The sequence below is a fragment of the SAR202 cluster bacterium genome, assembly GCA_016872355.1.
In the GTDB taxonomy this organism is placed as follows: Bacteria; Chloroflexota; Dehalococcoidia; order Lucifugimonadales; family VGZY01; genus VGZY01.
Window position 1 is genome coordinate 1 of the sequence record VGZY01000011.1, and the last position, 21,761, is coordinate 21,761.

Genomic DNA, 21,761 nt, shown 5'->3' on the forward strand with positions numbered 1-21,761 from the left:
ACAGTGTGCTGTGCTTCCGATACCAGCGGACAGTGGCCGCGGATAACACGGTGAGCTTTGGTGGAGAGGACCTGCAGATCGAGCCTGACAGCGAGCGGAGCACATACGCCAGGGCGACCGTAGAGGTACAGGAGCGGCTGGACGGGCGCATCGTGGTCATGCACAAGGGGCGTGAGCTGGCCAGCACGGTTGCTCCCCTGAGGCCCGCAGTCCTGCGAGCAAGGCGAAGAAAAGCTCAGGCGGGCAAGCGAGGAGAGGGGCGTGCTGGAGACGGGTCCGTCTCCAGCACGCCCCTCTCCTCGCCCAAGGATCGAAAGCCGGCTCAAGATCACCCTTGGAGATCGAGACTGATTCAACCAAAACCAGTGGTACTGACAAAATCACTGAGCAGTAAGACTGACAAAGTCACTGAGCATTGACATAACTACAGAGGAGGTGCGAAATGCTGCGGAAGCTTCCCCTGCCCGTCATTGCGTTCATAATCATGGGCGGCGTGGCCCTGACGTTCTTCGGCATGGGCGTCTACGCCTTCGGCGGGGACCCCGCGGGCGGCAACTTCGCCATACTATGGGGCGCGACGCTCGTCCTGGGCGCGATAGGTATCGGCCTCTTGCAGGCAGACATGCGCACTCCCGGATACCTCACCCTCGCGGGCGCGGCGGTCTGCCTCGCATTGGCGCTGCTGGTGACGTATGTCCGGTGGGCAGTGCCTTAACCTGCTAGAATGCAGGCGGCGTACCGCAAGGGAGTCGAGGGAGTCGAGGGAATGAATTCCACACTGTGTGGCGGGGCGCCGGGCGTCCGCCTTCGCGGACGCGGGCAGGTGGGACCTGAGAAGTCGAACGTCTTACTAGATCGGAGCTGCCCCCACCGATTGCCGCACCCGAGCTTCGTCCAGATACAATACCTTCACTAAAAACACCGAGGTCAGCATGGTGTCGAAGACGATGCCTAGAGCGAAAAGGACCATGATGCCCTCGAAGGTAACAGTCCAAATGCCCGTGATGTAGGCCAGAAACGCGGCCACATAAACGGTGCCGTTTACGATGATGGACTGATAGGCGAGGTACATTGTCTTCCCCATACCGTAGAAGAACGCATCGGTAACCATGTTGAAGCAGAACAGAACGTAAGGAACGAAAAGCATGCCGAACGCGGTTACGGCGAATCTAACCGTATCTGAATCGTCATTGAGAAAGTGTGCGAATGGCGCATAGGCCGGTACGAGTGCAATCCACACCACCATAAATATAGCGACGGTCAGAATTGCCGTGTGCCACAATCGGCGAACGTGATTTATGTCTCCCTAGGAGTTGGCTACCAGGGCCTTGGCAGAATCGGCAAACACCAGAATAGGCACAAGCATGAAGCTCCATAGGATATGCATCGCCAGGTAGTACCCCCCGATCTCCGTTGCGCCGATCGTGTTGATAAGCATGATGACCATGAAGAAATAGAAGACATTACGCACTAGGCTGTCCAACCCGCTGCCGGCCCCAACCCGTACGAATTCCCTCATACCGTTGAACGTGGGTCTTGAAAACGCCTGCGCAAGCGGGATCTTCAAGTTGAATGACAGTAACACCACTCCAATCAGGAATAGCAGAGCGCTAGATATGAGGCTGGACCAAGCCGTACCGGCCACGCCGAGATCCAAGGAAAAAGAATGGCCGGCGAAGAAGAGCGTATCGAACACGAACAGAAGCCCGATGTTGGCGCCGGCCATAACCAGCACGAGCGCGCGCTTCCGCAGGGATTCGAAAAGAACGACCATAGCAGCCGAGAGCAGGCTTGCCTTGAGCAGGTGCTCAGGAGGAATGGAAGGCCGGCCTCCGGCAGCGTACATCTCGTTGAAGGTGGAAGACAGTCTTGCAAGGGCGGCATCTGCAAGAGGCTTGATCTTCCGGATGGGATGGTCCTTCGGGACAATGGCGTCAGGGGTGACTGCAGTCAGCATCATCGCTTGCCGGGCAGCTTCTTCGCGCATCTCGCTCTCCGAAGATCAGGCTGCTTGCAGTCTATCTGTTCCTAAGGTATTTTTCAGCCAGGAAAGCAGGGTGTTTTTCAACACCCGACTAGTCCGAGCGCATGGCGAACTTCTGGCCCTCCCGGGGCTATGGTACAATCCGAGCTAGTTGTGATGGAGGGGTGTTATGCCGACACGGGTAAGGACATCACGCGACTTAAGAACGCGCCCCACCACGTCCGCGGACGCAGCGTCCAGGCGCGTCCCAATGAAGACCGCCCGAAACATCCGCCGCGGCCACCTTATCAAGGGCATCCGCGAGATCAACCGAATCGACTGGGACCCGTTGGAGAAGCTCGTTGCCGACGGCCAGCGCGTCGCCGAGTTCCAGAGGTTCAACCGCGAAAACCAGTTCTTCGACTACCTGAGCCGGGTTGAAGGCCTTCTGCGTGAAGTCCGCGTGCGCGAGCAGGAGATGCAGCGGACCAACGAAGAGCTGCTCGCCATCAACGAGGAGCTGCAGAGCACGACCGCCGAGCTGAAGACGACGACCGAAGAACTCGAACAGTCCAACGCCTACCGCAAGCGACTGACAGACCTTCTCCCCGACCTCCTGGTGACTGTGGACGTGGGCGGGAGAATCACCGAGACGAACAAGGCAGCGGAGCGGATCTCCGGGTACTCTATTGCGGAGCTAATGTCCCGCCGACTCCAGGACCTCTTCGCGGAGTCCGAGCGCGCCGCTCTCTTCATCCAGCAGGCCGCCAGCGGCACCGACGTAGCCAGCTACGAGCTGGAGTTCGTCACCAAGGCCGGCAAGCGCATCCCCGTCTCCTTTACTGCCGTCTCGCTCGTTGAGCCGGAAGGCGGCATACGCGGAGTGCTGGGCATCATCCGCGACATCACGGACCAGCGACTGGCGCAAGAGACCCTCAGGTACAGCGAGGCCCGCCTGCGCGCCGCCATGGACAACATGGCGGACGGCGTCATCATCATCGATAGCTCAGGCATTATGAACTCGTTCAACCTGGCCGCCGAAGAGATCTTCGGTTACGAGGCTGCGGAAGTCGTGGGCCAGAACCTCAAGATGCTGATGCCCGAGCCGTACCACAGCAATTACGACGCCTACATAGCCAACTACCTCAAGACCGGCGAGCGCAAGATGATCGGCATAGGGCGCGAGGTGATTGGCCGCAGGAAGAACGGCAGCACGTTCCCGCTGGAGCTCGCGGTCGGCGAGATCTACGTCGGGAACGAGCATATGTTCATCGGCGTCGTTCGCGATATCACCGAGCGCCGCAAGGAGCAGGAGGAACTGGCCAGGCAGGCGGAGGCACTGCGCCGTTCCAACGAGCAACTTGAGCAGTTCGCTTACGTGGCATCACACGACCTTCAGGAACCGCTACGCATAGTCACGGTGTATACCAAGCTCCTGGCCGAGCGCTACAAGGGCCGCCTGGACAGTGACGCGGATGAGTTCATCCAGTTCGCCGTCGGAGGCGTCGACCATATGCGGAACCTGATCAACGACCTGCTCCTGTACTCGCGCGTCATCTCCCAGGACCGGTCGCTGAAGGCCACGCCCTGCCAGACCGCTGTGGAGCAGGCCATGGCCAACCTGCAAATGGCCATCGAAGAGTCGGCCGCTCAGATCACCTTCGACCCGTTGCCCGTTATCAACGGCAACCCCACGCAGCTAGTCCAGCTCTTCCAGAACCTGTTCAGCAACGCCATCAAGTTCAGGGGCCAGGAGAAGCCTCGTATCCACATATCCGTCCGCAAGAGCCTGAACGAATGGACCTCCATCGTTAAAGATAACGGCATCGGCATCGCTCCAGAGTACCACAACCGCATCTTCCAGATCTTCCAGCGCCTGCACGGGAAGACCGAGTACCCCGGCATGGGCATTGGCCTTGCCATCTGCAAACAGATCGTGGAGCGCATGGGCGGCCGCATATGGTTAGAGTCCGAGATGGGCAAAGGCGCGGCGTTCATGTTCACCGTCCCGGTTGATGAGCAGCTCCAGATGAAGGGCCGCGTACCACGCCCGCTGTCGAAGGGCTGACATGCTGGTCAGGGATACCGGCGAGTTCGCGCTTATAGATAGGCTCGCGAAGGTCATCGCCGCAAGACAGGCAAAGACGCCGGCTTCCGGGCACCGTCTCGAGGTGGGTATCGGCGACGATGCCGCCGTGTGGTCCGGCCCCGCCGGGGCGACAATCGCGACCACCGACACGATGGTGGACGGCGTCCATTTTCTCGAGGGCGAGGTGGAGTGGCGCGACCTCGGGTGGAAGTCGATGGCCTCCAACCTGAGCGACATCGCGGCCATGGGCGGCGCTCCCCTCTACGCCCTGATAACGCTTGGACTGCGCGGGGACCTGCCCGTAGACGGAATCGCCGCGATGTACGAGGGGATGCTGGACGCGCTCGACGCGCACGGCGGCGCCATCGTTGGCGGGGATATCGTCTCTTCGCCGGTCTTCTTCATCACCGTCTCCCTCACCGGTGCGGCGCAGCTATCACCCGCAGGCGCGCCGCTGCTGCTCAGGCGGGACGCAGCCCGCCCGGGCGATCTCATCGCCGTGACCGGCCCACTTGGGTGCTCGGGCGGCGGCCTGCGGGTTGTGCTGGAAGGCCTTTCGCTCGACCCCGCGACATCGGCGCACCTCCGCGCCGCGCACTACCGGCCGACGCCACGCGTGCGGGAGGGCGCGGCGCTCGCCAGGCATGGCGTACTCGCGGGCATGGACATCAGCGACGGCCTTTTCGACGACCTGGGAAAACTGTGCCGCACGAGCGGCGTCGGGGCCCGCGTCCAGGCATCGAGCATCCCCATCGACGACACCCTCCGCTCAGCCTTCCCGGACCACTGCCTGTCCCTCGCCCTCTCCGGAGGAGAGGACTACGAGCTGCTTGTTGCCGCCCCAGCCAGGATTATTGAGTCCGTGATCAGGGCCGGCAAAGTGCCGTTGCACGTGATCGGGGAGATTGTCTCCCGGGAGCAGGGCGTGAAAGTACTCGGCCCTGACGGGCAGGACATTTCGCCCCGCCGAGGTGGCTGGGACCACTTCGACAAGAGATAAAACCGACCCGTCAGACCCGTCCCCCAAACCACCCCGGCGGAGAAGCAACTTGGACCGCGTAACCATAGAGATACGTACTGATGGGGAGATTCGCGCCAGCGAGATAATCGCCGACCTGCGCGCCGCCGCTGAAACGCTCTATTTCCCTATGAAGCTGGTGGGGTTCTGGGACTATCGGCAGCGCCTGCACCTGTGCCCGCACGAGGAGCGCCGCCTGTCCTGCCCTCACGTCCTCCCGAAGGAAGACCCCGCCCACGTGCCGTACGAGACGACCGTCCAGCGCGACCGCAAGGGCAGCCTGGCCATCGACTTCCCGCATGCCGGGACAGTGGTGTACTTGCGGTAGGCCCGGCGCCCGCCCTTGGGCAAACGGGGGCGTTCTGGTAAGATGCACTCCGGGCTGGCGCACTGCCCAGCCCCACAATTCGATTCCACCGAGGTTTGCCGTGAGCAAGTACTACGACGAAGCCCCCATTCCCAAGGAGCTGCGACGCAACTTCAACGTGTATGACCGCATCAAGAAGATCGGCCTGGACCTGGGCACGTTCGAGGAGAACGTAACCTCCATCGCCGGCTCAGGCATTGCGCAGGCCGTCGTGCACGACTCCGGCCTCGTGTACCTGTCCGGCTCCTCCGGCGGCAAATACCCGATGAACGACGATGAGGACCGCATCAAGCACGGCCAGGAGGGTTCGCGGGATGTGGCGGACAAGCTCATCAAGAGGCTGCACTGGACGCTGGCGGCCGGCGGCGAGGGCGACCTGAACGACGTGCTGTACACGGTGAAGGCGCTGAGCATGATCGTCTCCCCCGGCGGCGGCGCGTTCGGCAACGCCCCCAAGGTCTCCAACGGCTTCTCGTTCCGCTGGCACTCGGTCTTCGGCGGCACAATGGGCGATTTCTCCACGAACGGCACGGACTCCGGCGGCTACGCGGGCGTGCACGCCCGCAGCGCCATGGGCGGCTTCGACGGCAAGTTTTCCGCGGAGCCGGAGATTATTGTGGCCATTCCGCAGGCCCTGGCCCGGGACATCATCATGAACCGCGGCTGGCTCTTCCCGCTCGTCCCGTCCATGCTGGACAAGGTGAAGGCAAAGAAGAAGTAGATTGCGGGGCGATTGACGGCACAAAAGTAGTGGGCGGTCGGCATGCCGACCGCCCACTGGCGTCTTCCAATGGTCGTCGTTGTTTACTGACGCACCCAGGGCATGAACTCCCGCCACTCTTCGAGGATATTCCTGTGGTGGAACATGGAATATAGGTCTGGGCGGGGTGGGCCGGGTTCCCTGAGGAGCTTCATGTTGGCTTCGGCGGGGGTGCTACTGGCTTTGCGGTGGTTGCAAGGTATGCATGCACTGACGACGTTCTCCCATACGTGCGGCCCCCTGCGGGACCTCGGCACAATATGGTCGAGGGTCAGGTTCTTGCTCTGCTTGCCACAGTACTGGCAGGTGAAGTTGTCGCGGTAAAAGACTGCCCGGCGCGAGAGCTTCCTCTCCATCATGGGCTTTTTGACCATGTACATCAGCCGTATAACGGAGGGTACCGTGTAGGCCTGGCTGATAGTATTAATATGCCCCCGACCATTCGACATCAACTCCGCTTTGCCTGCATCGAGCAGCACAATTGCGCGCCTCGCATTGCATACGTTGAGAGGCTGGTAATTCTGGTTCAGTACCAGTACTGGGGCGTCGGTTAGCATATCCTCTGTTGTGGACTCAGGCCGTTCGCCGGCCCGTCTGCGGCTTATTTGTCTATATTAGTTTCCAGTATTTCGAGTGATGCTTTGAAATCCGAAGGCACAAAGCCCAGGGTGTTCGCCGGCAACGCGAACGCTATGTCGATAAACATTGAAACCACCTGCGATCCGGTCAGCGTGCCCTCAAGTCCCGACCGCGCGCTTTCTATGCGGGCCACCTGGCCTTCGATCTGCGACACCTGGGCGTTGCCGCGGATCTCCTCCGGGATGGCCGCAAGCACGTCGTAAGTCTCGAAGTCGTAGGTGAGCCGCGCGAGCCCGATGATCAGCGCGCCGCCGATGGCGCCGCCGATGACCAGGCCGAGCACAGCCCCGCCCGCGCGGTCAACGACCACGGACATCCCCAGGGTGAAGACCTTCAGCAATAGCCTGACGACCCTGGCCACCAGCCCCACCGCCACGACCACGGCGATCATGATGACCGAATAAGCGATCGTTGTCACAAGCGTATCATTCTTGATATTTGACGAGAGCGCCGCGCCAAGGTCGTCCGCAAACTGCCCGGCGATCAACCACCCGATAAGGACTCCGAGCGCCATTATTGCGGCCCCAATCAGACCGAACCGGAAGCCCACGAACGCGGCCACAGCCAGTACCGCCAGGAGAACGATATCAAGCCAGTTCACTCTTCCTCCTTGAAGTCGGCGAGGGTGAGCTCAGCGCGCCTTTACGCGGCGAATCTGGGTCAAGTCTACCATAGGGCTATTTCCTAACGAAAGTTCTTTATGTTAATAATCGCTCCGGCGCCTCAACCAAGTCTACAAACGTCTCCGCCAGGGCGAAAACGCTGGAGCTCCGGTCTCCCCCAATGCTCTGCCGCCAGATATCCCGCTGGTAGGGCTCGCCCTCTATGGACCTGCCGTCAATGGCAATAAACGCACCCTCTGTGAAATACAGGAGGGAAAAGACGTCGCGCGGGACTTCATCCTTCGGCCAGTATCCGCTCATGATCACTGGAGGCAGCATCTTCGTCCATGTCGCAACTATCCGATGGCCCGACGTGCGGATTCTCCACGACGGCGCAGAGCGAACGTCGCCGGTCCGAAGGAAGACGGCGTCCACAACCGGCAAGTCATGTCCGTACGGGGGGGTGGTTTGCCCCTTTGACGAGCTCTTCAAGCGCGAACCTGGCTACAACGTGGTTATCCGTGCATATAGCTTTGAAGCCGTTCTTCCCCGGGATGTACACCCATGCCACATCGCCGTTTCCTACCTCGCTGTACGCTGTGTGGTAGAGGCTCACCATGCCGCTGTTAGTCTCTTCCCCTGGCCGCCGGATGTATGCGATCCAGTGCTCGCCGGTCCATTTGATGCGGCCGGTCTTGACGATATTGGACATTGGCGGACCTCCGGTAAACAGGATGGCTAGATTCTTCACTGGATTGTGCCATAATACAGACCAAATGTAACTTACTCCGACCCCGCGAGGCGAGTGTGCGGATAGAGAATTACACAAAGCGCGGCCGCAGAATCTGGTCCATCTGGTTCTACCTCTCGGGGTGGTGGGTCATTGCGATTATGGCCGTGCAGCTCACGTATCTCACCGCCACGCAGGGTCCCCTCTGGGACGCCCTTATTGCGGCCGCGCTGATGGCCGTTTCCTATGTGGTGGCAGGATGGTTAATCCTCAAGCTCATCGTTAAGCCCTGGCAGAAATGGGACGTGACGTTGCAGGGCGAAGAGCGCCATATGCTCCAGGTGACGGTGCACCCGGCAGCCGGGGACTACGACGTCACCTACAATGGCCTGCCTATACGGAAGGGCAGGAGCCTGAAGGTAGCCTTCGACGGCGGGGAGCGGATTCAGCTGCCCATACCGGACCTGGCGCAACACAAGTTCTCTATGGTGCTGCGCACCCCGTGGTTCGCCAGCATGAGGCTGTCTCTTGAGATGGACGGGAAGCGCCTGGCCCAGATCTGATTACGAAAACTTTCATACCGCAATGCGGGGTGGTATACTTCGCAAGGCGATTTTTTGTGGGCAGTCACCAAACATCCGGAGGATACGATTCGATGTCCCTACCCAATTCCACGCCGGGCCCGTGGGCGATCAACGAGAAGAGCCCGCACAGGATCACCGGCCCCAAGAACGAGACGATAGCCACCATATTCGGCGGCAAGCTCGGCATAGATACCCAGCGGTACAACGGTCGGCTAGTCTCGCTCTCCTGGTCCATGTACGACCTCCTCTCCAGGAAGGCCGCCGGCGGCGATAAGCAGGCCAAGGCCATCATAGACAGCATCAAGAAATAACGGAGCCAATCCTTTGAGCAAGTCTCACGTAACCCCCGGTCCCTGGAAGCTTGAGGGCAAGAACCCAATACGGGTAACTGCGGCCAACGCCGGAAACCTGGCCACCATGTTCGGCGGACTGCCGGACGATCCCGAGCAACTGGCAAACGCCAGGCTCGCAGCGAATGCCTCAGTCATGTTCGAGTACGTAGAAAAGCTGGCCGCCGCCGGCGACCCCGAGGCCAAGGCCATCGTCGACCGGTTCAACGCTCCAGTACCCTGATCGGCCGGTCAAAAGCCCTTACTAAAGGCGTCCCATTGTCCGGGACGCCTTTGTTTTTACCAGGAAGCGATTAGTCCAGCCTGACTATCCTCCTCCTCTGTAAGTGCGCCATCCCCGCGTATTTTCGCGATACCGTTTCATCGTGTGCCGTGCTAAGGTATTCCTATGGCTCGTTTACACGTTGTAAATAGGGCACAAACAACGGCGACCCCGAGGAAGCGAATTGAACGGCGGCAAGAAATTATGGGTCGGGTTCGGGCTTAGCGCCCTCTTCCTGGCCCTATTCCTCTTTACCCTTGACCTTGAACACCTACTTAACGCCCTCGCGGACGCTAACTACTGGTATGTCATCCCCGGCATAGCCCTCTACCTTGTCGCGGTAGGTTTCCGAACGCTTCGCTGGCAGTGGCTCCTGCGCCACATCAAGCCCATACCGGTGGCCCGCCTCTTCCCCGTCGTCGTCGTCGGGTACATGGCCAACAACCTGCTCCCGATGCGCCTAGGCGAGCTGGTGAGATCGTACTACGTTGGAGAGCGCGAGCAGGTCAGTCGTACTTCTGCTCTTGTGACTATCTTCATAGAGCGCCTGCTGGACGCTCTCACCCTGCTGCTCTTCATTTGCACCATCGCCATATTCGTGTCGCTGGACACCGTGATTGAGGTGCTAGCCGCCGAGCTGAGCATCCCCTGGCCGCTCCTGATCGCGGCCGGCAGCCTCCCCTTCGTAATAGGCTTCGGCGGCCTGATGCTGATCGCCTTTGCGCCGGGCAGCGCCCGGTCGCTGGCGCGTCTCCTTATTCGCCCTCTGCCCGCGCGTTTCGAAGAGACGGCGATGCACATCGTGGACATGTTTCTCCAGGGGGTTGAGTCCCTGCGGAAGCCGACCGACATCCTGGTCCTCTTCCTGATGTCGCTCCCGATCTGGATATTCGAGGCCGGGCTGTTCTACATGATCGGCTTCTCTTTCGGCCTGCACCACCTGTACGACAGCCAGCTCGAAATGATCGTCGCGATGGTGCTCGTTACCGCCATCGCCAACATCGGCAGCTCAATACCCGCCGCGCCCGGCGGCGTGGGCCTGTTCGAGATCATCGGCACGTACACCCTCGTCTGGCTGCCTCTGGCAGCGGTGGACAAGGAAGTGGCCGGCGCCTACATTGCGGTTGTTCACGCATGCCTGCTCATCCCCATGATCGGCCTGGGCCAGGTCTTCCTCTGGGCGCAGCACGTTTCCCTCAGAAATCTCACCAGGGTCGGCAAGCAGGCGGTTACGGAAGGAGAAGAGGCAAGATGAGAGTCGGCATCATCGGCGCCGGGGCGACGGGCCTGACGGTGGCGTACCGGCTGGCGCAGCAGGGCCACGACGTTGTGGTATACGAGCGCGCCCCATTCATCGGCGGGCAGGCCTCGACTTTCGACGTTGCAGGCGCGCGCCTGGAGCGCGGGTACCACCACCTCTTCACGAATGACACCGATATCATCGACCTCATGGGAGAGATCGGCATCGGCCATCAGATGAAGTGGTTCCCCTCTAAGGTGGGCACTCTGTATGACGGGAAGATCTACAACTTCGTCACGCCGATAGACCTTCTGAAGTTCAAGCCGCTCAAGCTCCAGAACCGCATCAAGCTGGGACTCGTCACCCTCAAGCTGCGCCGGCAGAAGGACTGGCGCAAGCTGGAGGGCGTTACCGCGGACGAGTGGCTCCGCAAGAACGCGGGGAAGAATATTTACGACGTATTCTGGGGTCCTATGCTCCGCGGCAAGTTTGGCGAGGACTTCTACAACCAGATCGGCATGGCGTGGATATGGGGTAAGATCAACACGCGTTTCGCATCGCGCGGCAAAGGCATGTCCAAGGAGATGCTGGGATACCCCATCGGCAGCTTCGGCGAGATATTCGACGTGCTAGCCGACAAGATCAAAACGCTCGGCGGCGAGATACACATCAACCACGCTGTAAACCGCGTCATAGTTGAGAACGGGCGCGCTACGGGCCTTGAAATCTCCCCTGAAGGGCGCGGCGACAGCTTCACGGAGAAGTCCGATGCCGTAGTCTCGACGACTCAGAACTACATATTCCAGAAGCTGGCGCCGGAGCTTCCCGAGGACTACCGCGCAAAGCTGGACAGCGTCAAATACCTGGCCGCCGTGCTTCTCATCATGGTCCTCGACCGCCCGCTCTCGAAGGTGTACTGGCTGAACGTTTCAGACCGGTCAATCCCATTCGTGGGCGTCATTGAGCAGACGAACATGATCAATCCCAAGCACTACAGCGGCAAGCACATCGTGTACCTGACCAACTACGTCACCCGCGAGCACCCGGTTTACAAAATGACGCACGAGGAGCTGCTTACCTTCTACTTGCCTCATCTCAAGAAGATCAACCCCGGCTTCAACGCATCGTGGATAGAGACCAGCTACCACCAGGCGGTTAACGCCGCGCAGCCCATCATCGGCGTAAACTACTCGCAGCGCCTGCCGGACAACCGCACGCCCATAGCAGGTCTGTACCTTGCCAACACGACGCAGGTATACCCGGAGGACCGGGGCACCAACTACAGCGTACGCATGGGAAACAAAGTGGCGAAGATGGTTATGGAGGACGGCACAGTCGCAGATGGTGGCAAAGTGCAGGTCGGCGCGGAAAAGCAGTCGGCCTAAGTCTCGATAATACGCCGCCATTCGTTGAATCTCGACGGCTCCAGCCGCTCCAGACCGGGAATCCTGTCGAAGCCGGTGTCCGCAGAGACTATCCTCCTGGCGCCCAAGCGCTTAATTACCGCCGCGTGCAGCAGGTCGCGCGACTGAACATCCGGCAACGTGTCTGCCAATTCGGCGGCCAATTGCACGTCCCGGTAATGTACCGGCTCCACCCGCCCCTCCATCAGGTCTGCAAACGCGGCCATTACCTGGCGGCCTTGAGCCCACCTGCGCAAGGACATAGCTCTGTGCATGATCTCTTGAAAGACCTCTACGTCCGTTACGAAGGACGCCGGGTGCTCGGCGGCGAGAAGTAGAATCAGCCTGCACGGCTCTTTCAAAGGGTGTTCGCCGCCGGCCGCGTATAGAGGTATGTTGGTATCAAGGAAGACCAGGGTCATGAGCAGCGGCGAGCTCCTTGCTGAGGGTTTCCGGGTCCGGCAAGTCTTCGAGATTCATCTCACCCAACTCAAACGCCGCTCGCAGCCTGCGAGCTTTGAGAGAGTCCTCATAAGCCCGGTCTATTAACTGCCGTACGAGGTCTGATGCCGGTGTGCCGTGTTCTTCGGCCAGGACCTTGAGTCGCCGACGATGCTCGACGTCAAGCCTGACTTCAAGTCGTTCAGTAGCCATGAGAGGGCCTCCTCACAACATTGTACGGCAAAACTATGCCGTACACCAACGTCCGTACACCACCCAGCAGCACCACCCATTCTAATTGTCGTTCCTAATCGGCATAATAGTCCCCACACTAATGGGGAGATTGCTCCTATGCTTCACATGGTCATCGCCACGCACGGGCCGGAGACATGCTCGTACGCTTCAGAGAAGATACGCATACTCGCCATTGAAAGCGCCAAGCGCGTCGACGAGAGTGCCAGGGCCAAGGGCTGCAAGATCGTAGGCGCCTGGTCCAGCCGCGCCAACCACTCCCTTTACGTGGTCATCGACGGCCCCAACGCTCACGTCGTGGAACAACTACTCTTCGACCTGCGCTTCCACGAATGGCAGAGCACTACAATCCAGCCGGTATTCGATATGTCCGAGGCCGCGGGCGGGCTAGGAAACTACAACGTCCTGGGGTAGGTCCGTGGGTTAGCTCGGATGAATCTAAGACGGCCCTTACTGGTGGGGCTGCCTGAGGCGGAATGCGCAGCACCTAAACACTGCGTTGTCCTTTTGCCACGATCAGGGATTGGGCCAACCGGCCGCTCCAATGGAAGTGCAACTCGTGACGGGCCCGGGTGCACCCGAGATAGAGCAGGCGTGTGTCAAATTCTTCGTCCAAGTAATTACTGTCATTCACTCCTGCAAGAATGACCGCATCAAATTCCAGACCCTTTGCCACGATGACAGGCCCTACGACGACCTTAGAACGCATAGGTTCGCCGGATTCAAGGGTGGTCACATCCTCTACCCCACAAGCTGTCAGCCCTTTTGCGATAACTCCCCGATCCCGGGCCCACCTGTGAAGGACTGCAACCGTCACATCCCGACCGGGCCGAAGAGACTGGACTTGTTTGGCTATCGCTGAAATCATGGCCTCATTGTTCGGGGCCATCACAAACGTCGGCGCCAAGCCTTCGCGGTGATAGGCCTCCGGCGGATTGCTAGACCCTCCAGGTAGCTGCCTGAGGATGCGATTAGCGAATCTTGTTATTTGTGCAGTGCTTCTGTAACTGACGGGACTCTCATACTGAACGTACTCCGTTCTCTGGAAGAGGGTCGTTATTTCCCGCCACTGTTTAATGCCACGATGCGGAAACAATGATTGCCGGATGTCCCCCATGATCGTAAACGACCCATTGGAGGAATCCTGCTTGAGCAGCAGTATCTCCATCGGCGACACATCCTGAGCCTCGTCCACAACTATGTGTTGGAACCCCTGCTTGGGGTGTAGATTCAGGAGCCGATCCAAGTACAGTAGTGCAGGTAGATCTGTGGAGTTGAACGGTTCCGCGTCATTTCCGATACTCATTGCAAGCGCCGCCGCCAAATCGCTGTCCACGCTTTCCCGGCCAAGACTAATCAGTCTTCCGGTATTCTTTAGAAATCGACGGTATTCCTGCGCAAATCTGAGTTGTGGCCAGAAGGAAGCAATTGCGTTTTCAACTATTGGAGCCAGATCGATTCCGGTCCTCCCTAGCCCTGCTCGTTTCTGAAGCGCGTTGACTGCATCATTCGCAAAAACGCGACGCGCACTATTCCACGGCCGATTTAAGGCTTCGCGGGCCAATTGAATAACATCCGCCTTTGGCAGAACTACTTTACGGTTCAACTCGGTGGTGGGGGCCAAAATGCTGGTGGCACCCTGCAAGACGTCTCTTTTCCGTTCATCAACGAAGCGCTCGAGCAACTCGGCCATGGCACGCGAACCTTTGTAGAGTTCGGCCCTTTCCTCCAATTGAGTCGGTTTTCGGTTCCTTGTCACCAAGCCATGAATGTGTCTGTCAGTCTGTGCAATAACCGTGCTCTCGGAGAGCCTGCTCTCCATCCAATCACGCAAAGTCATCTGCCTAATATTCCTGTGGCCCAGAGAGGGCAACAGATTGGTGACGTATTTCAGGAAGGCAACAGTCGGCCCAAACATAATGACATTTTGGGCCTCGGGCCGCGCGTTCTTGCCAATCTCGCTGTGGGGGGGAGAGCAGGTAGGCTATCCTATGCAAGCCCACCACGCTCTTTCCACTCCCAGCGGCCCCTTGGAGCACGACGACAGGCGTGTCTCCCGCTGATATATGCTCGTATTGGGCTGGCTGAATCGTTCTGACGACATCGGTTAGTTCTGAGCCACCAATGCCACTAAGAGCTACCTCAATAGATGACGGCGGGGTCTTGCTTTCGATCGCCTGCGTCAACGTTGGAGGCATCAGCCGGAAAGGTCTATCACCGAGGTCAGCTTTGATCGTTCGATTTGGAACTGTCTTCTTAGTTCAACGGCCCCGCCATGGTACCCGTTGGGACTTTGATAACCTTCAGCGCCTTCCTTGTGCCATAGAGCCGCAACCGGCGCCGTCCAACTGTGCACCTCATTAAGAATGCCAAACTTGCCAATGTAGAACCTCCCCGGCGCTTCGCGCCCATTCTCACGGAAATCTACACGTCCATGAAACGGAGCAGGTCGCGCCATCTGCAACTCAAGCAAGGCCTTGTCGTTGAGGGACTGTATGCCCCGCGCGCCCTGCACATACGCAGCGTGAGCGGGGGTGCGGGCATATATCTGCCCCCACAGTTCTGTCTATGTGTTCTATAGTGCGTTGCAGCTTCCGCCTTTCCTCTTCGACTTCATGCTCCGGCACTGAGGTCACGGTTACGCCGCGCGCCATGAATCGCCTCCTTGCTGACCACATACAGACCGATTGAAAACGATGCAGTTAACATATGGCGAGCATTTTAGTTTCTAGTTTACGAAATTTGCAAGATTCTCGTACGACGGTTGAACATTACATTCGATTGTTGGTGCAATTCGCTTGTGCTATCATTGTGATAATTTTAGCAAGCGACAGAGGCCAGGCCTTTGACCGTAGCAAATACCTCCAACGAAGCCCTCAGGGAACGCATTCAGAAGGCGATCACGCACCAGAAGCGGCCTACCGTAACAGTTCTCTCCTCCCTGCTGGCGGTCCAGGATGAGATAGGCTACATCCCCGACGTTGCGATCGAAGAGGTCGCGAAGTTCACCGACACCACGCTGAACGACGTTTGGGGCGTTGCCTCGTTCTACAAGAACTTCCGGTTCACCCCTCCTTCCGCGCACACCGTAGAGGTGTGCTGGGGCCCCACGTGTCACCTGGTGGGCGCGACGAAGGTCATGACGGAGCTCATGGGTCACCTGGGGCTCAAAGACGAGGGCGACACGGCCGACAAGAAATTGACGCTGCGGTTTAACACCTGCCTGGGCGCCTGCTCTCAGGCGCCGGTAATTTCCGTTGACCACCACCTCTGGGGCAAAGTGACCCCGGAGAGGGCGTGCAAGCTCGCAGACAAGGCCCGCGAGAGCGGCCCTAAACATCATTAAACAGCCAGAACCCCCTCTGTAGCCTCCCCGCGCGGGAGACGGGGTGGAGAAGTATGCCCACTTACGCGGAACTCAAAGCCCGTGCCGACAAGCAATGGCAGGACCTCACTGCCGGCGACAGGCCGTGGATAAGGGTCGGCACCGCCCTCTGCGGCCAGGCCGCAGGCGGCGTTGAGGTCGTTGAGGCCCTAAAAAAGACGGCCGAGGCAAAGGGCATCAAGGTCACCGTCGACGAGGTGGGCTGTATCGGCATGTGCTATGCCGAGCCCCTGGTGGACATCCAGAAGCCCGGGGAGTCGCGTCTCTTTTTCAAGAACGTCTCCGCCGATGATGTCCCCGCCCTGCTCGAAAGTTACCTCGTCAAGAACCAGATCCCAACCGGCAAAGTCTTCGGCTACCTGGGCGCAAAGCCCATCGCCGGCGCGCCGAACATCGCCGACATGCCGCAGTGGAAGCTTCAAAATCGCATTGCGCTGCGCAACGCCGGCACAACCGCGCCGGACGATATCTTCCAGTACATCGCCAACAACGGCTTCGCCGCGCTCAACAAGGCGCTCACCGAGATGAAGCCGGCCGATGTTATCCAGCAGATGATCGACTCCGGCCTCCGCGGCCGCGGCGGCGCTGCATTCCCGACCGGCACCAAGTGGAGCTTCCTGGTCAAGAACACCAGCCCTGTGAAGTACATCCTCTGTAACTGCGAGGAGGGCGACCCCGGCGCGTACAACGACAAGGGCATCCTTGAGAGCGACCCTTACACGCTGGTGGAGGGTCTTCTGCTTGCCGGTTACGCCACCGGCTCCAGCAACGGGATCATCTTCGTGCGCCACGGCCACGACGGCCCTATCGACCGCGCGGAGATGGCCGTCAAGCAGGCGTACGAGAACGGCCTGCTCGGCAAGAACATCCTGGGCACCAGCTTCACGTTCAACATCGAGGTAGCTCTTACCGGCGACTCCTATGTTGCCGGAGAGGAGACGGCCCTGATGGAGGCCATCGAGGGCCACCGATCGATGCCGCGCTCCCGCCCGCCCTTCCCCGCCGCCTTCGGCGTGTGGGGCAAGCCGAGCAATATCAACAATGTGAAATCGCTGTCATACGCCCCTGAGATCATCCTCAAGGGCGCGCAGTGGTTCTCCTCCATCGGCGTGAACAAGAGCAAGGGCACGGCCATCGTTTGCCTGAGCGGGGCGATCAAGTACCCCGGCTGGTACGAGATCCCCATGGGACTCAGCCTCTCGCAGGTCATAAACGTCATCGGCGGCGGCCCGCCGTCCGGCAAGAAGGTGAAGCTCCTGCAGACCGGCGGGCCGCTCGGCGGCGTGCTGGACGCGAACAGCCTGAATATCAAGATCGACTTCGAAGAGATGTCGGCCGCGGGTGCTATCCTTGGCTCCGGAGGCATCATCATCGCGGACGAGGATACCTGCGCGGTCGACCTGACCCGAGTCCTCGTCGCATTCTGCCAGTACGAGTCGTGCGGCAAGTGCTTCCCCTGCCGCCTGGGCATGACGCACCTGCTGGAGTTCGTCGAGCGCATAACCAAGCTGGAGGGCCGCCCCGCCGACCTGGCGATGATGGAGTCTGTGGGCAAGAACATGCAGGCCGGCTCGCTCTGCGGCCACGGCCAGCTCGGCTTCAACCCCATCAGGTCCGCGCTGAAGTTCTTCGGAAGCGACTTCAAGATGCACATCGAGCAGAAGAAGTGCCCCACCGGAAGCTGCGGTAAGCCGATAATATCTCCCAGGAACACGCGCCCATACGCCGAGATGGCGCGGGACGACAGGCAGCCGATCCAAGTCGCCAGCAAAGCCTCCAAGTAGCCGAAGACCCCCTTTATGGTCTCCCCAGTTGGGGGAGGCGAGAAGGTTGTGATGACCAACGAGATCAAGCTCAAGATCGACGACAAAGAGATAAAGACAAAGCCGGGTACGAACATCCTCCAGGCTGCCATGGATGCGGGCATCTACATCCCGTACCTGTGCTACTACCCCGGCATGAAGTCCTACGGCGCGTGCCGCATGTGCGTGGTCGAGGTTGAGGGCGGCCGCGGCACCCCCGCCTCCTGCACCACGCCGGTCGCCGAGGGCATGATCGTCCGCACAAAAACGGACAACATCGTCAACCTTCGCAAGGGCGTCATGGACCTGCTCATCTCAGAGCACCCGCACGGCTGTCTGAATTGCCACCGCGTTGAGCTTTGCGGCCCCCAGGATATCTGCCTCCGCCATGTCGCCGTCAACGACAGGTGCGTGACCTGCCCCAAGAACGAGCGCTGCGAGCTCAAGGACACGGTCAGGTACCTCGAAATGGACATGGACACCAACCTGACCTACAACAACCGCCACATCCCGCTGAAGGTGGACGACCCCTTCTGGGATATGGACATGAACCTCTGCATCGTCTGCGCGCGCTGCGTGCGCGTGTGTGACGAAGTCCGCGGAGACACCGCCCTCACGCTCTTCGACCGCGGCGGCCGCACGCTCATCGGCACTTCCCACGGAATCTCGCTCCTGCAGTCCGGATGCGAGTTCTGCGGCGCGTGCATCGACGTATGCCCCACAGGCGCGCTCGTGGAGCGCAACCACAAGTGGGACAAGGCCGCGAAGACGGTCATGACCACCTGCCCGCACTGCCCTGTCGGTTGCCAGATGAAGGTGGAGGTGGACAAGCGCAATCGCATTCTCCGCACCACGCCGGACATCTACGCCGCTGCGAACAAGGGCCAGTTCTGCATCAAGGGCAAGTTCGGCCTGGAGTTCGTCAACCGCAAGGACAGGCTGCGCAAGCCGCTCATCCGCACCGAGGGCGTACTCAAGGAGAGCGCGACGGTGCAGGCGCTCGACCTCGTCGCCGAGAAGCTCGGCAAGTACAGGGGCGACCAGTTCGCATTGATCACCTCGCCGCGCGGCACCAACGAGGACCAGTACATCGCCCAGAAGTTCGCCCGCGCCGTCATGGGCACGAACAACGTGGACGTGTCGTCCAACACTCGGCCGGAGCTGATGCCCGCCGTGGGCGAGATGCTCGGCTACCAGGCCGCCACCAACCCCACTTGGGACCTTCTCGGCGCAAAGTGTTACCTGGTCGTCTCCAGCAACATCACCGAAGAGCAGACCGTCGCGGCGGTGCCCATCAAGCGCGCGCTGCAGGCCGGCGGCCCAACGCTCATCGTCATCGACCCGCGCGAGACCGAGCTGACCCGCTACGCCAAGACATGGCTTCGGCCTTTGCCCGGAACGGAAACCGCGCTGATCGGCGGCATAATCCGCGTCATCATCGACGAGTCGCTTGACGCCCACGAGTTCCTCGCCGACCGCGTGGACGGCCTCAACGACCTGAAGAACAGCCTGTGGCACTTCGACCTCATCAAGGTATCGGGCGTCACCGGCGTCCCGCAGGCGAAGATCCAGGACGCCGCGCGCACGCTGGCAAAGCGTGGCCCCACCGCCATCCTGTACGCCCTGGACACCCTGGCGCCGGAGCTACGGGACGCTTGCTCCCGCGCGCTGGTAAACCTGGCGCTCGTCATCGGCAGCGTCGGCAAGGCAAACGCCGGCCTCTACCCGCTCTACCCCGGCGCAAATGAGCAGGGCGCGCGCGACATGGGCGCCACGCCCACGCTCCTGCCCGGTTACAGACCTGCTGCGGACGCAGCCGCCCGGTCCGCTGTGAAGCAGGCGTGGAGCGCAGCGAAAGACCTGCCGACCGGCAAAGGCCTTTCCATCAAAGAGATTGTCCCGGCGATTAACAGCGGCAAGCTGAAGGCCCTCCTGCTCCAGGGCAACAGCGGCAACTTCACGAACGGCGAGCTGGGCGAGTTCCTGCCTGCTCTCAGGAAGCTCGAATTCCTGGTCGTCCAGGACACGTTCGCGAGCGAGATCACAGAGATGGCGCACGTTGTCCTTCCCGCGGACACATTCGCGGAGCGCGAGGGCACCTACACGAACATGGAGCGCCGCGCGCAGCTGCTCCGCCCGGCCATCGGCCCGAAGGGGGATGAGGACGCATACTGGCGCACGCTCAGCCTCATAGCCCGGCGCATGGGCGCGCAGGGGTTCGACCACCCGAACGCCGAGAGCGTCTTCACTGAGCTTACGCAGCTGGTCGAGACCTACGGCGGCATGACCTTCGCCCGCCTGCAAAAGGGCGGCCTCCAGTGGCCGTGCCTGGCGGCAGACATGTCAGACACGCCGGTCCTGTACGTCACAATGGACGCGGCGCGAAAGCCGAAGCTTGCTCCAATGGCGCTGTCGGCGGCGAAGCCAGCTGCCGCCGCGACGGACTTCCCACTCACGCTCGCTCACGGCCGAGTGCTCCACCAGCCGGACCATGAGGGCGAGATCGTGAAGGCAGGTAAGATCAACGACATCCAGCGCGACGAATACCTGGAGTTCCACGAAGAGGACGCGCGCAACCTTGGCCTCAAGGCCGGCGAGTGGACGGAGCTCGTCTCCGACCGCGGCGACCGCTACCGCGGGATTGTCAGGCTGACGACGGACCACAAGGGCGTGGTCTCCCTGACAACCCTGTTCGGCGGACTGGCCAGCGACCTTGACCAGTCGCGCGAGCCGGACCCCATGCTCAAGGCGCCCGGCCTGCCGCTACTTCAGGTGCGCGTAGAAAAGGCGCTGGCCGCTGCGGCTGACTAGACAGGGCAAGACTCCAGTATCGGAGGCCCAGCATGAAGTGCTCCAGATGCGGCCGTGAAAACCCGCCCGGCTCCAACTTCTGCGCTTCGTGCGGCACATCGCTAGCAGTAGCAGCAGCCGTCCGCTGCCCCACCTGCGGCCACGAGAACCGTCCCGGCGCGCTCGAATGCGCCATTTGCCACGCCGTGCTCGGAGCGCCTCCCGCCACTCCCACTGTCGAGTCTGTGCTTGGCGGGCTGGCCAAGGCAGGCGGTTTCAATCTACGGCGCGCTGCCCCCGCGCAACCTCGGTGAGCTCCTCAGCGAATCATTCACAGTCTACAGCCGCAACTTCGTGCCGTTCTTTGCACTCGCCCTGATCGCCGCGGCGCCGTCGATACTTGGGGCCCTGACTGAGGGCTCCAGCCGCGTGGTCCTGTTCATTGTGGGACTCCTCTTCAGTCGCTGCGTTTACACAAGCATCACCTGGGCGGTAGCGCAGCAATACATTGGCCGGTCCGTGACTGTAGGGCAGTGCCTGTCCGTCGCGCTGAAGCACCTGGGCACAATCGTCGTCGCCGGCATCCTGGCATTCCTGATTGTCGCCGGCTCGGCGGTCCTCATCCTCTTGATCATCGGCATCTACTTTTTCTTCTACTTCCTGGTCTCACTCTTCTTCACCACCGAAGCCATCGTGATAGACAGGACCAGCGCGACAGGAGCGATCTCCCGAAGCATCAACCTGGTCAGGGGCTCATGGTGGCGTGTTCTCGGCATCGGCATCGTATTCGTGCTTGCCACGGGCCTGATAACGCTGGTGCTGCAGATACCGGCTGCAATTATCGGCGTCGCGAACGAGACTACGGGAGAGGTAATCTCGGCTGCGGTAGCGTCAGTGGTTGCTCCGATAATCCCTATCGGCAGGACCTTACTTTATCTGGACCTCCGCGTCCGCAAGGAGAACCTCACTCTGGACAGGCTCGCCGTGGAGATGGGACCTGCCCCCGCCTGAGTACGAAATTCGTACCCAGATACTTCCAAACCTCCGGTAGATGTGTAATCATTTGACGCGGAGGTATGCAGCA

General features: G+C 60.5%; 25 protein-coding genes. 16 read left to right on the plus strand and 9 right to left on the minus strand.

The window, feature by feature from the left end; translation table 11 throughout:
* Positions 1 to 442 precede the first annotated feature (442 nt).
* Positions 443 to 715, plus strand: coding sequence for a hypothetical protein (locus tag FJ319_04120; protein ID MBM3933476.1), 273 nt, complete (start codon positions 443 to 445; stop codon positions 713 to 715).
* Between the two features lie 135 nt (positions 716 to 850).
* On the opposite strand, the gene FJ319_04125 is transcribed toward FJ319_04120, so the two are convergent.
* Both FJ319_04125 and FJ319_04130 read right to left on the minus strand, forming a co-directional pair.
* Positions 851 to 1,246: a hypothetical protein gene (locus FJ319_04125; GenBank protein MBM3933477.1), complete on the minus strand. Its 396-nt coding sequence runs from the start codon at positions 1,244 to 1,246 to the stop codon at positions 851 to 853.
* Between the two features lie 60 nt (positions 1,247 to 1,306).
* A complete protein-coding gene (locus FJ319_04130; GenBank protein MBM3933478.1) occupies positions 1,307 to 1,987 on the minus strand; it encodes a hypothetical protein in 681 nt (226 codons plus the stop codon).
* A gap of 166 nt (positions 1,988 to 2,153) precedes the next feature.
* Here FJ319_04130 and FJ319_04135 point away from each other — a divergent pair, with 166 nt between their 5' ends.
* The 4 genes from FJ319_04135 (at position 2,154) to FJ319_04150 (ending at position 6,158) form a co-directional block, all read left to right on the plus strand.
* Positions 2,154 to 4,031, plus strand: coding sequence for a PAS domain S-box protein (locus FJ319_04135; protein ID MBM3933479.1), 1,878 nt, complete (start codon positions 2,154 to 2,156; stop codon positions 4,029 to 4,031).
* 1 nt (position 4,032) lies between these two features.
* Positions 4,033 to 5,052, plus strand: coding sequence for a thiamine-phosphate kinase (gene thiL, locus FJ319_04140; protein MBM3933480.1), 1,020 nt, complete (start codon positions 4,033 to 4,035; stop codon positions 5,050 to 5,052).
* A 49-nt stretch (positions 5,053 to 5,101) separates the two neighbouring features.
* Positions 5,102 to 5,398 carry a hypothetical protein gene (locus FJ319_04145; GenBank protein ID MBM3933481.1) on the plus strand — a complete coding sequence of 99 codons (297 nt, stop codon included), beginning with the start codon at positions 5,102 to 5,104 and terminating at the stop codon, positions 5,396 to 5,398.
* 100 nt (positions 5,399 to 5,498) lie between these two features.
* The gene (locus tag FJ319_04150) at positions 5,499 to 6,158 is read left to right on the plus strand and encodes a hypothetical protein (protein ID MBM3933482.1); all 660 of its coding nucleotides are present in this window, start codon (positions 5,499 to 5,501) and stop codon (positions 6,156 to 6,158) included.
* Positions 6,159 to 6,241: 83 nt separating this feature from the next.
* Here FJ319_04150 and FJ319_04155 read toward each other — a convergent pair whose 3' ends face one another.
* The 4 genes from FJ319_04155 to FJ319_04170 all read right to left on the minus strand — a co-directional run bounded on the left by FJ319_04155 (position 6,242) and on the right by FJ319_04170 (position 8,150).
* The gene (locus FJ319_04155; GenBank protein MBM3933483.1) at positions 6,242 to 6,754 is read right to left on the minus strand and encodes an HNH endonuclease; all 513 of its coding nucleotides are present in this window, start codon (positions 6,752 to 6,754) and stop codon (positions 6,242 to 6,244) included.
* 44 nt (positions 6,755 to 6,798) lie between these two features.
* Positions 6,799 to 7,437, minus strand: coding sequence for a hypothetical protein (locus tag FJ319_04160; GenBank protein ID MBM3933484.1), 639 nt, complete (start codon positions 7,435 to 7,437; stop codon positions 6,799 to 6,801).
* 97 nt (positions 7,438 to 7,534) lie between these two features.
* A complete protein-coding gene (locus FJ319_04165; protein ID MBM3933485.1) occupies positions 7,535 to 7,882 on the minus strand; it encodes a hypothetical protein in 348 nt (115 codons plus the stop codon).
* Position 7,883: 1 nt separating this feature from the next.
* On the minus strand, positions 7,884 to 8,150 hold the full coding sequence (locus FJ319_04170; GenBank protein MBM3933486.1) for a hypothetical protein: 267 nt from the start codon (positions 8,148 to 8,150) through the stop codon (positions 7,884 to 7,886).
* A gap of 95 nt (positions 8,151 to 8,245) precedes the next feature.
* Here FJ319_04170 and FJ319_04175 point away from each other — a divergent pair, with 95 nt between their 5' ends.
* From FJ319_04175 to FJ319_04195, 5 genes are all read left to right on the plus strand, one after another.
* Positions 8,246 to 8,731: a hypothetical protein gene (locus FJ319_04175; GenBank protein ID MBM3933487.1), complete on the plus strand. Its 486-nt coding sequence runs from the start codon at positions 8,246 to 8,248 to the stop codon at positions 8,729 to 8,731.
* Positions 8,732 to 8,823: 92 nt separating this feature from the next.
* Positions 8,824 to 9,063, plus strand: coding sequence for a hypothetical protein (locus FJ319_04180; protein ID MBM3933488.1), 240 nt, complete (start codon positions 8,824 to 8,826; stop codon positions 9,061 to 9,063).
* Between the two features lie 13 nt (positions 9,064 to 9,076).
* Entirely contained in the window at positions 9,077 to 9,325 is a 249-nt protein-coding gene (locus tag FJ319_04185; protein MBM3933489.1) for a hypothetical protein, read from the plus strand.
* A gap of 187 nt (positions 9,326 to 9,512) precedes the next feature.
* Positions 9,513 to 10,619: a flippase-like domain-containing protein gene (locus FJ319_04190; GenBank protein MBM3933490.1), complete on the plus strand. Its 1,107-nt coding sequence runs from the start codon at positions 9,513 to 9,515 to the stop codon at positions 10,617 to 10,619.
* On the plus strand, positions 10,499 to 11,989 hold the full coding sequence (locus FJ319_04195) for an NAD(P)/FAD-dependent oxidoreductase (GenBank protein ID MBM3933491.1): 1,491 nt from the start codon (positions 10,499 to 10,501) through the stop codon (positions 11,987 to 11,989). The genes FJ319_04190 and FJ319_04195 overlap by 121 nt, the downstream gene beginning before the upstream one ends.
* Here FJ319_04195 and FJ319_04200 read toward each other — a convergent pair.
* Both FJ319_04200 and FJ319_04205 read right to left on the minus strand, forming a co-directional pair.
* Entirely contained in the window at positions 11,986 to 12,429 is a 444-nt protein-coding gene (locus tag FJ319_04200) for a type II toxin-antitoxin system VapC family toxin (GenBank protein MBM3933492.1), read from the minus strand. The genes FJ319_04195 and FJ319_04200 overlap by 4 nt on opposite strands.
* The gene (locus FJ319_04205; protein ID MBM3933493.1) at positions 12,410 to 12,661 is read right to left on the minus strand and encodes a hypothetical protein; all 252 of its coding nucleotides are present in this window, start codon (positions 12,659 to 12,661) and stop codon (positions 12,410 to 12,412) included. The genes FJ319_04200 and FJ319_04205 overlap by 20 nt, the downstream gene beginning before the upstream one ends.
* Before the next feature lie 138 nt (positions 12,662 to 12,799).
* Between FJ319_04205 and FJ319_04210 the strand changes: the two genes are divergently transcribed.
* Positions 12,800 to 13,114: a hypothetical protein gene (locus tag FJ319_04210; protein MBM3933494.1), complete on the plus strand. Its 315-nt coding sequence runs from the start codon at positions 12,800 to 12,802 to the stop codon at positions 13,112 to 13,114.
* 73 nt (positions 13,115 to 13,187) lie between these two features.
* On the opposite strand, the gene FJ319_04215 is transcribed toward FJ319_04210, so the two are convergent.
* Positions 13,188 to 14,618 (minus strand): hypothetical protein, encoded by a 1,431-nt coding sequence (locus FJ319_04215; protein ID MBM3933495.1) that lies wholly within the window; start codon positions 14,616 to 14,618, stop codon positions 13,188 to 13,190.
* Positions 14,619 to 15,545: 927 nt separating this feature from the next.
* Here FJ319_04215 and FJ319_04220 point away from each other — a divergent pair.
* The 5 genes from FJ319_04220 to FJ319_04240 are packed head-to-tail and all read left to right on the plus strand — an operon-like array spanning position 15,546 to position 21,688.
* Positions 15,546 to 16,046: a formate dehydrogenase gene (locus FJ319_04220; GenBank protein ID MBM3933496.1), complete on the plus strand. Its 501-nt coding sequence runs from the start codon at positions 15,546 to 15,548 to the stop codon at positions 16,044 to 16,046.
* Between the two features lie 53 nt (positions 16,047 to 16,099).
* Positions 16,100 to 17,869, plus strand: a complete 1,770-nt coding sequence (locus FJ319_04225; GenBank protein MBM3933497.1) for an NADH-quinone oxidoreductase subunit F — start codon at positions 16,100 to 16,102, stop codon at positions 17,867 to 17,869.
* A gap of 15 nt (positions 17,870 to 17,884) precedes the next feature.
* Complete coding sequence (locus FJ319_04230) at positions 17,885 to 20,698, plus strand: 2Fe-2S iron-sulfur cluster binding domain-containing protein (protein MBM3933498.1); 2,814 nt, start codon at positions 17,885 to 17,887, stop codon at positions 20,696 to 20,698.
* A 32-nt stretch (positions 20,699 to 20,730) separates the two neighbouring features.
* Positions 20,731 to 20,991, plus strand: coding sequence for a zinc-ribbon domain-containing protein (locus tag FJ319_04235; protein MBM3933499.1), 261 nt, complete (start codon positions 20,731 to 20,733; stop codon positions 20,989 to 20,991).
* Positions 20,927 to 21,688: a hypothetical protein gene (locus FJ319_04240; protein MBM3933500.1), complete on the plus strand. Its 762-nt coding sequence runs from the start codon at positions 20,927 to 20,929 to the stop codon at positions 21,686 to 21,688. The genes FJ319_04235 and FJ319_04240 overlap by 65 nt, the downstream gene beginning before the upstream one ends.
* The last annotated feature ends 73 nt before the right edge of the window (positions 21,689 to 21,761 follow it).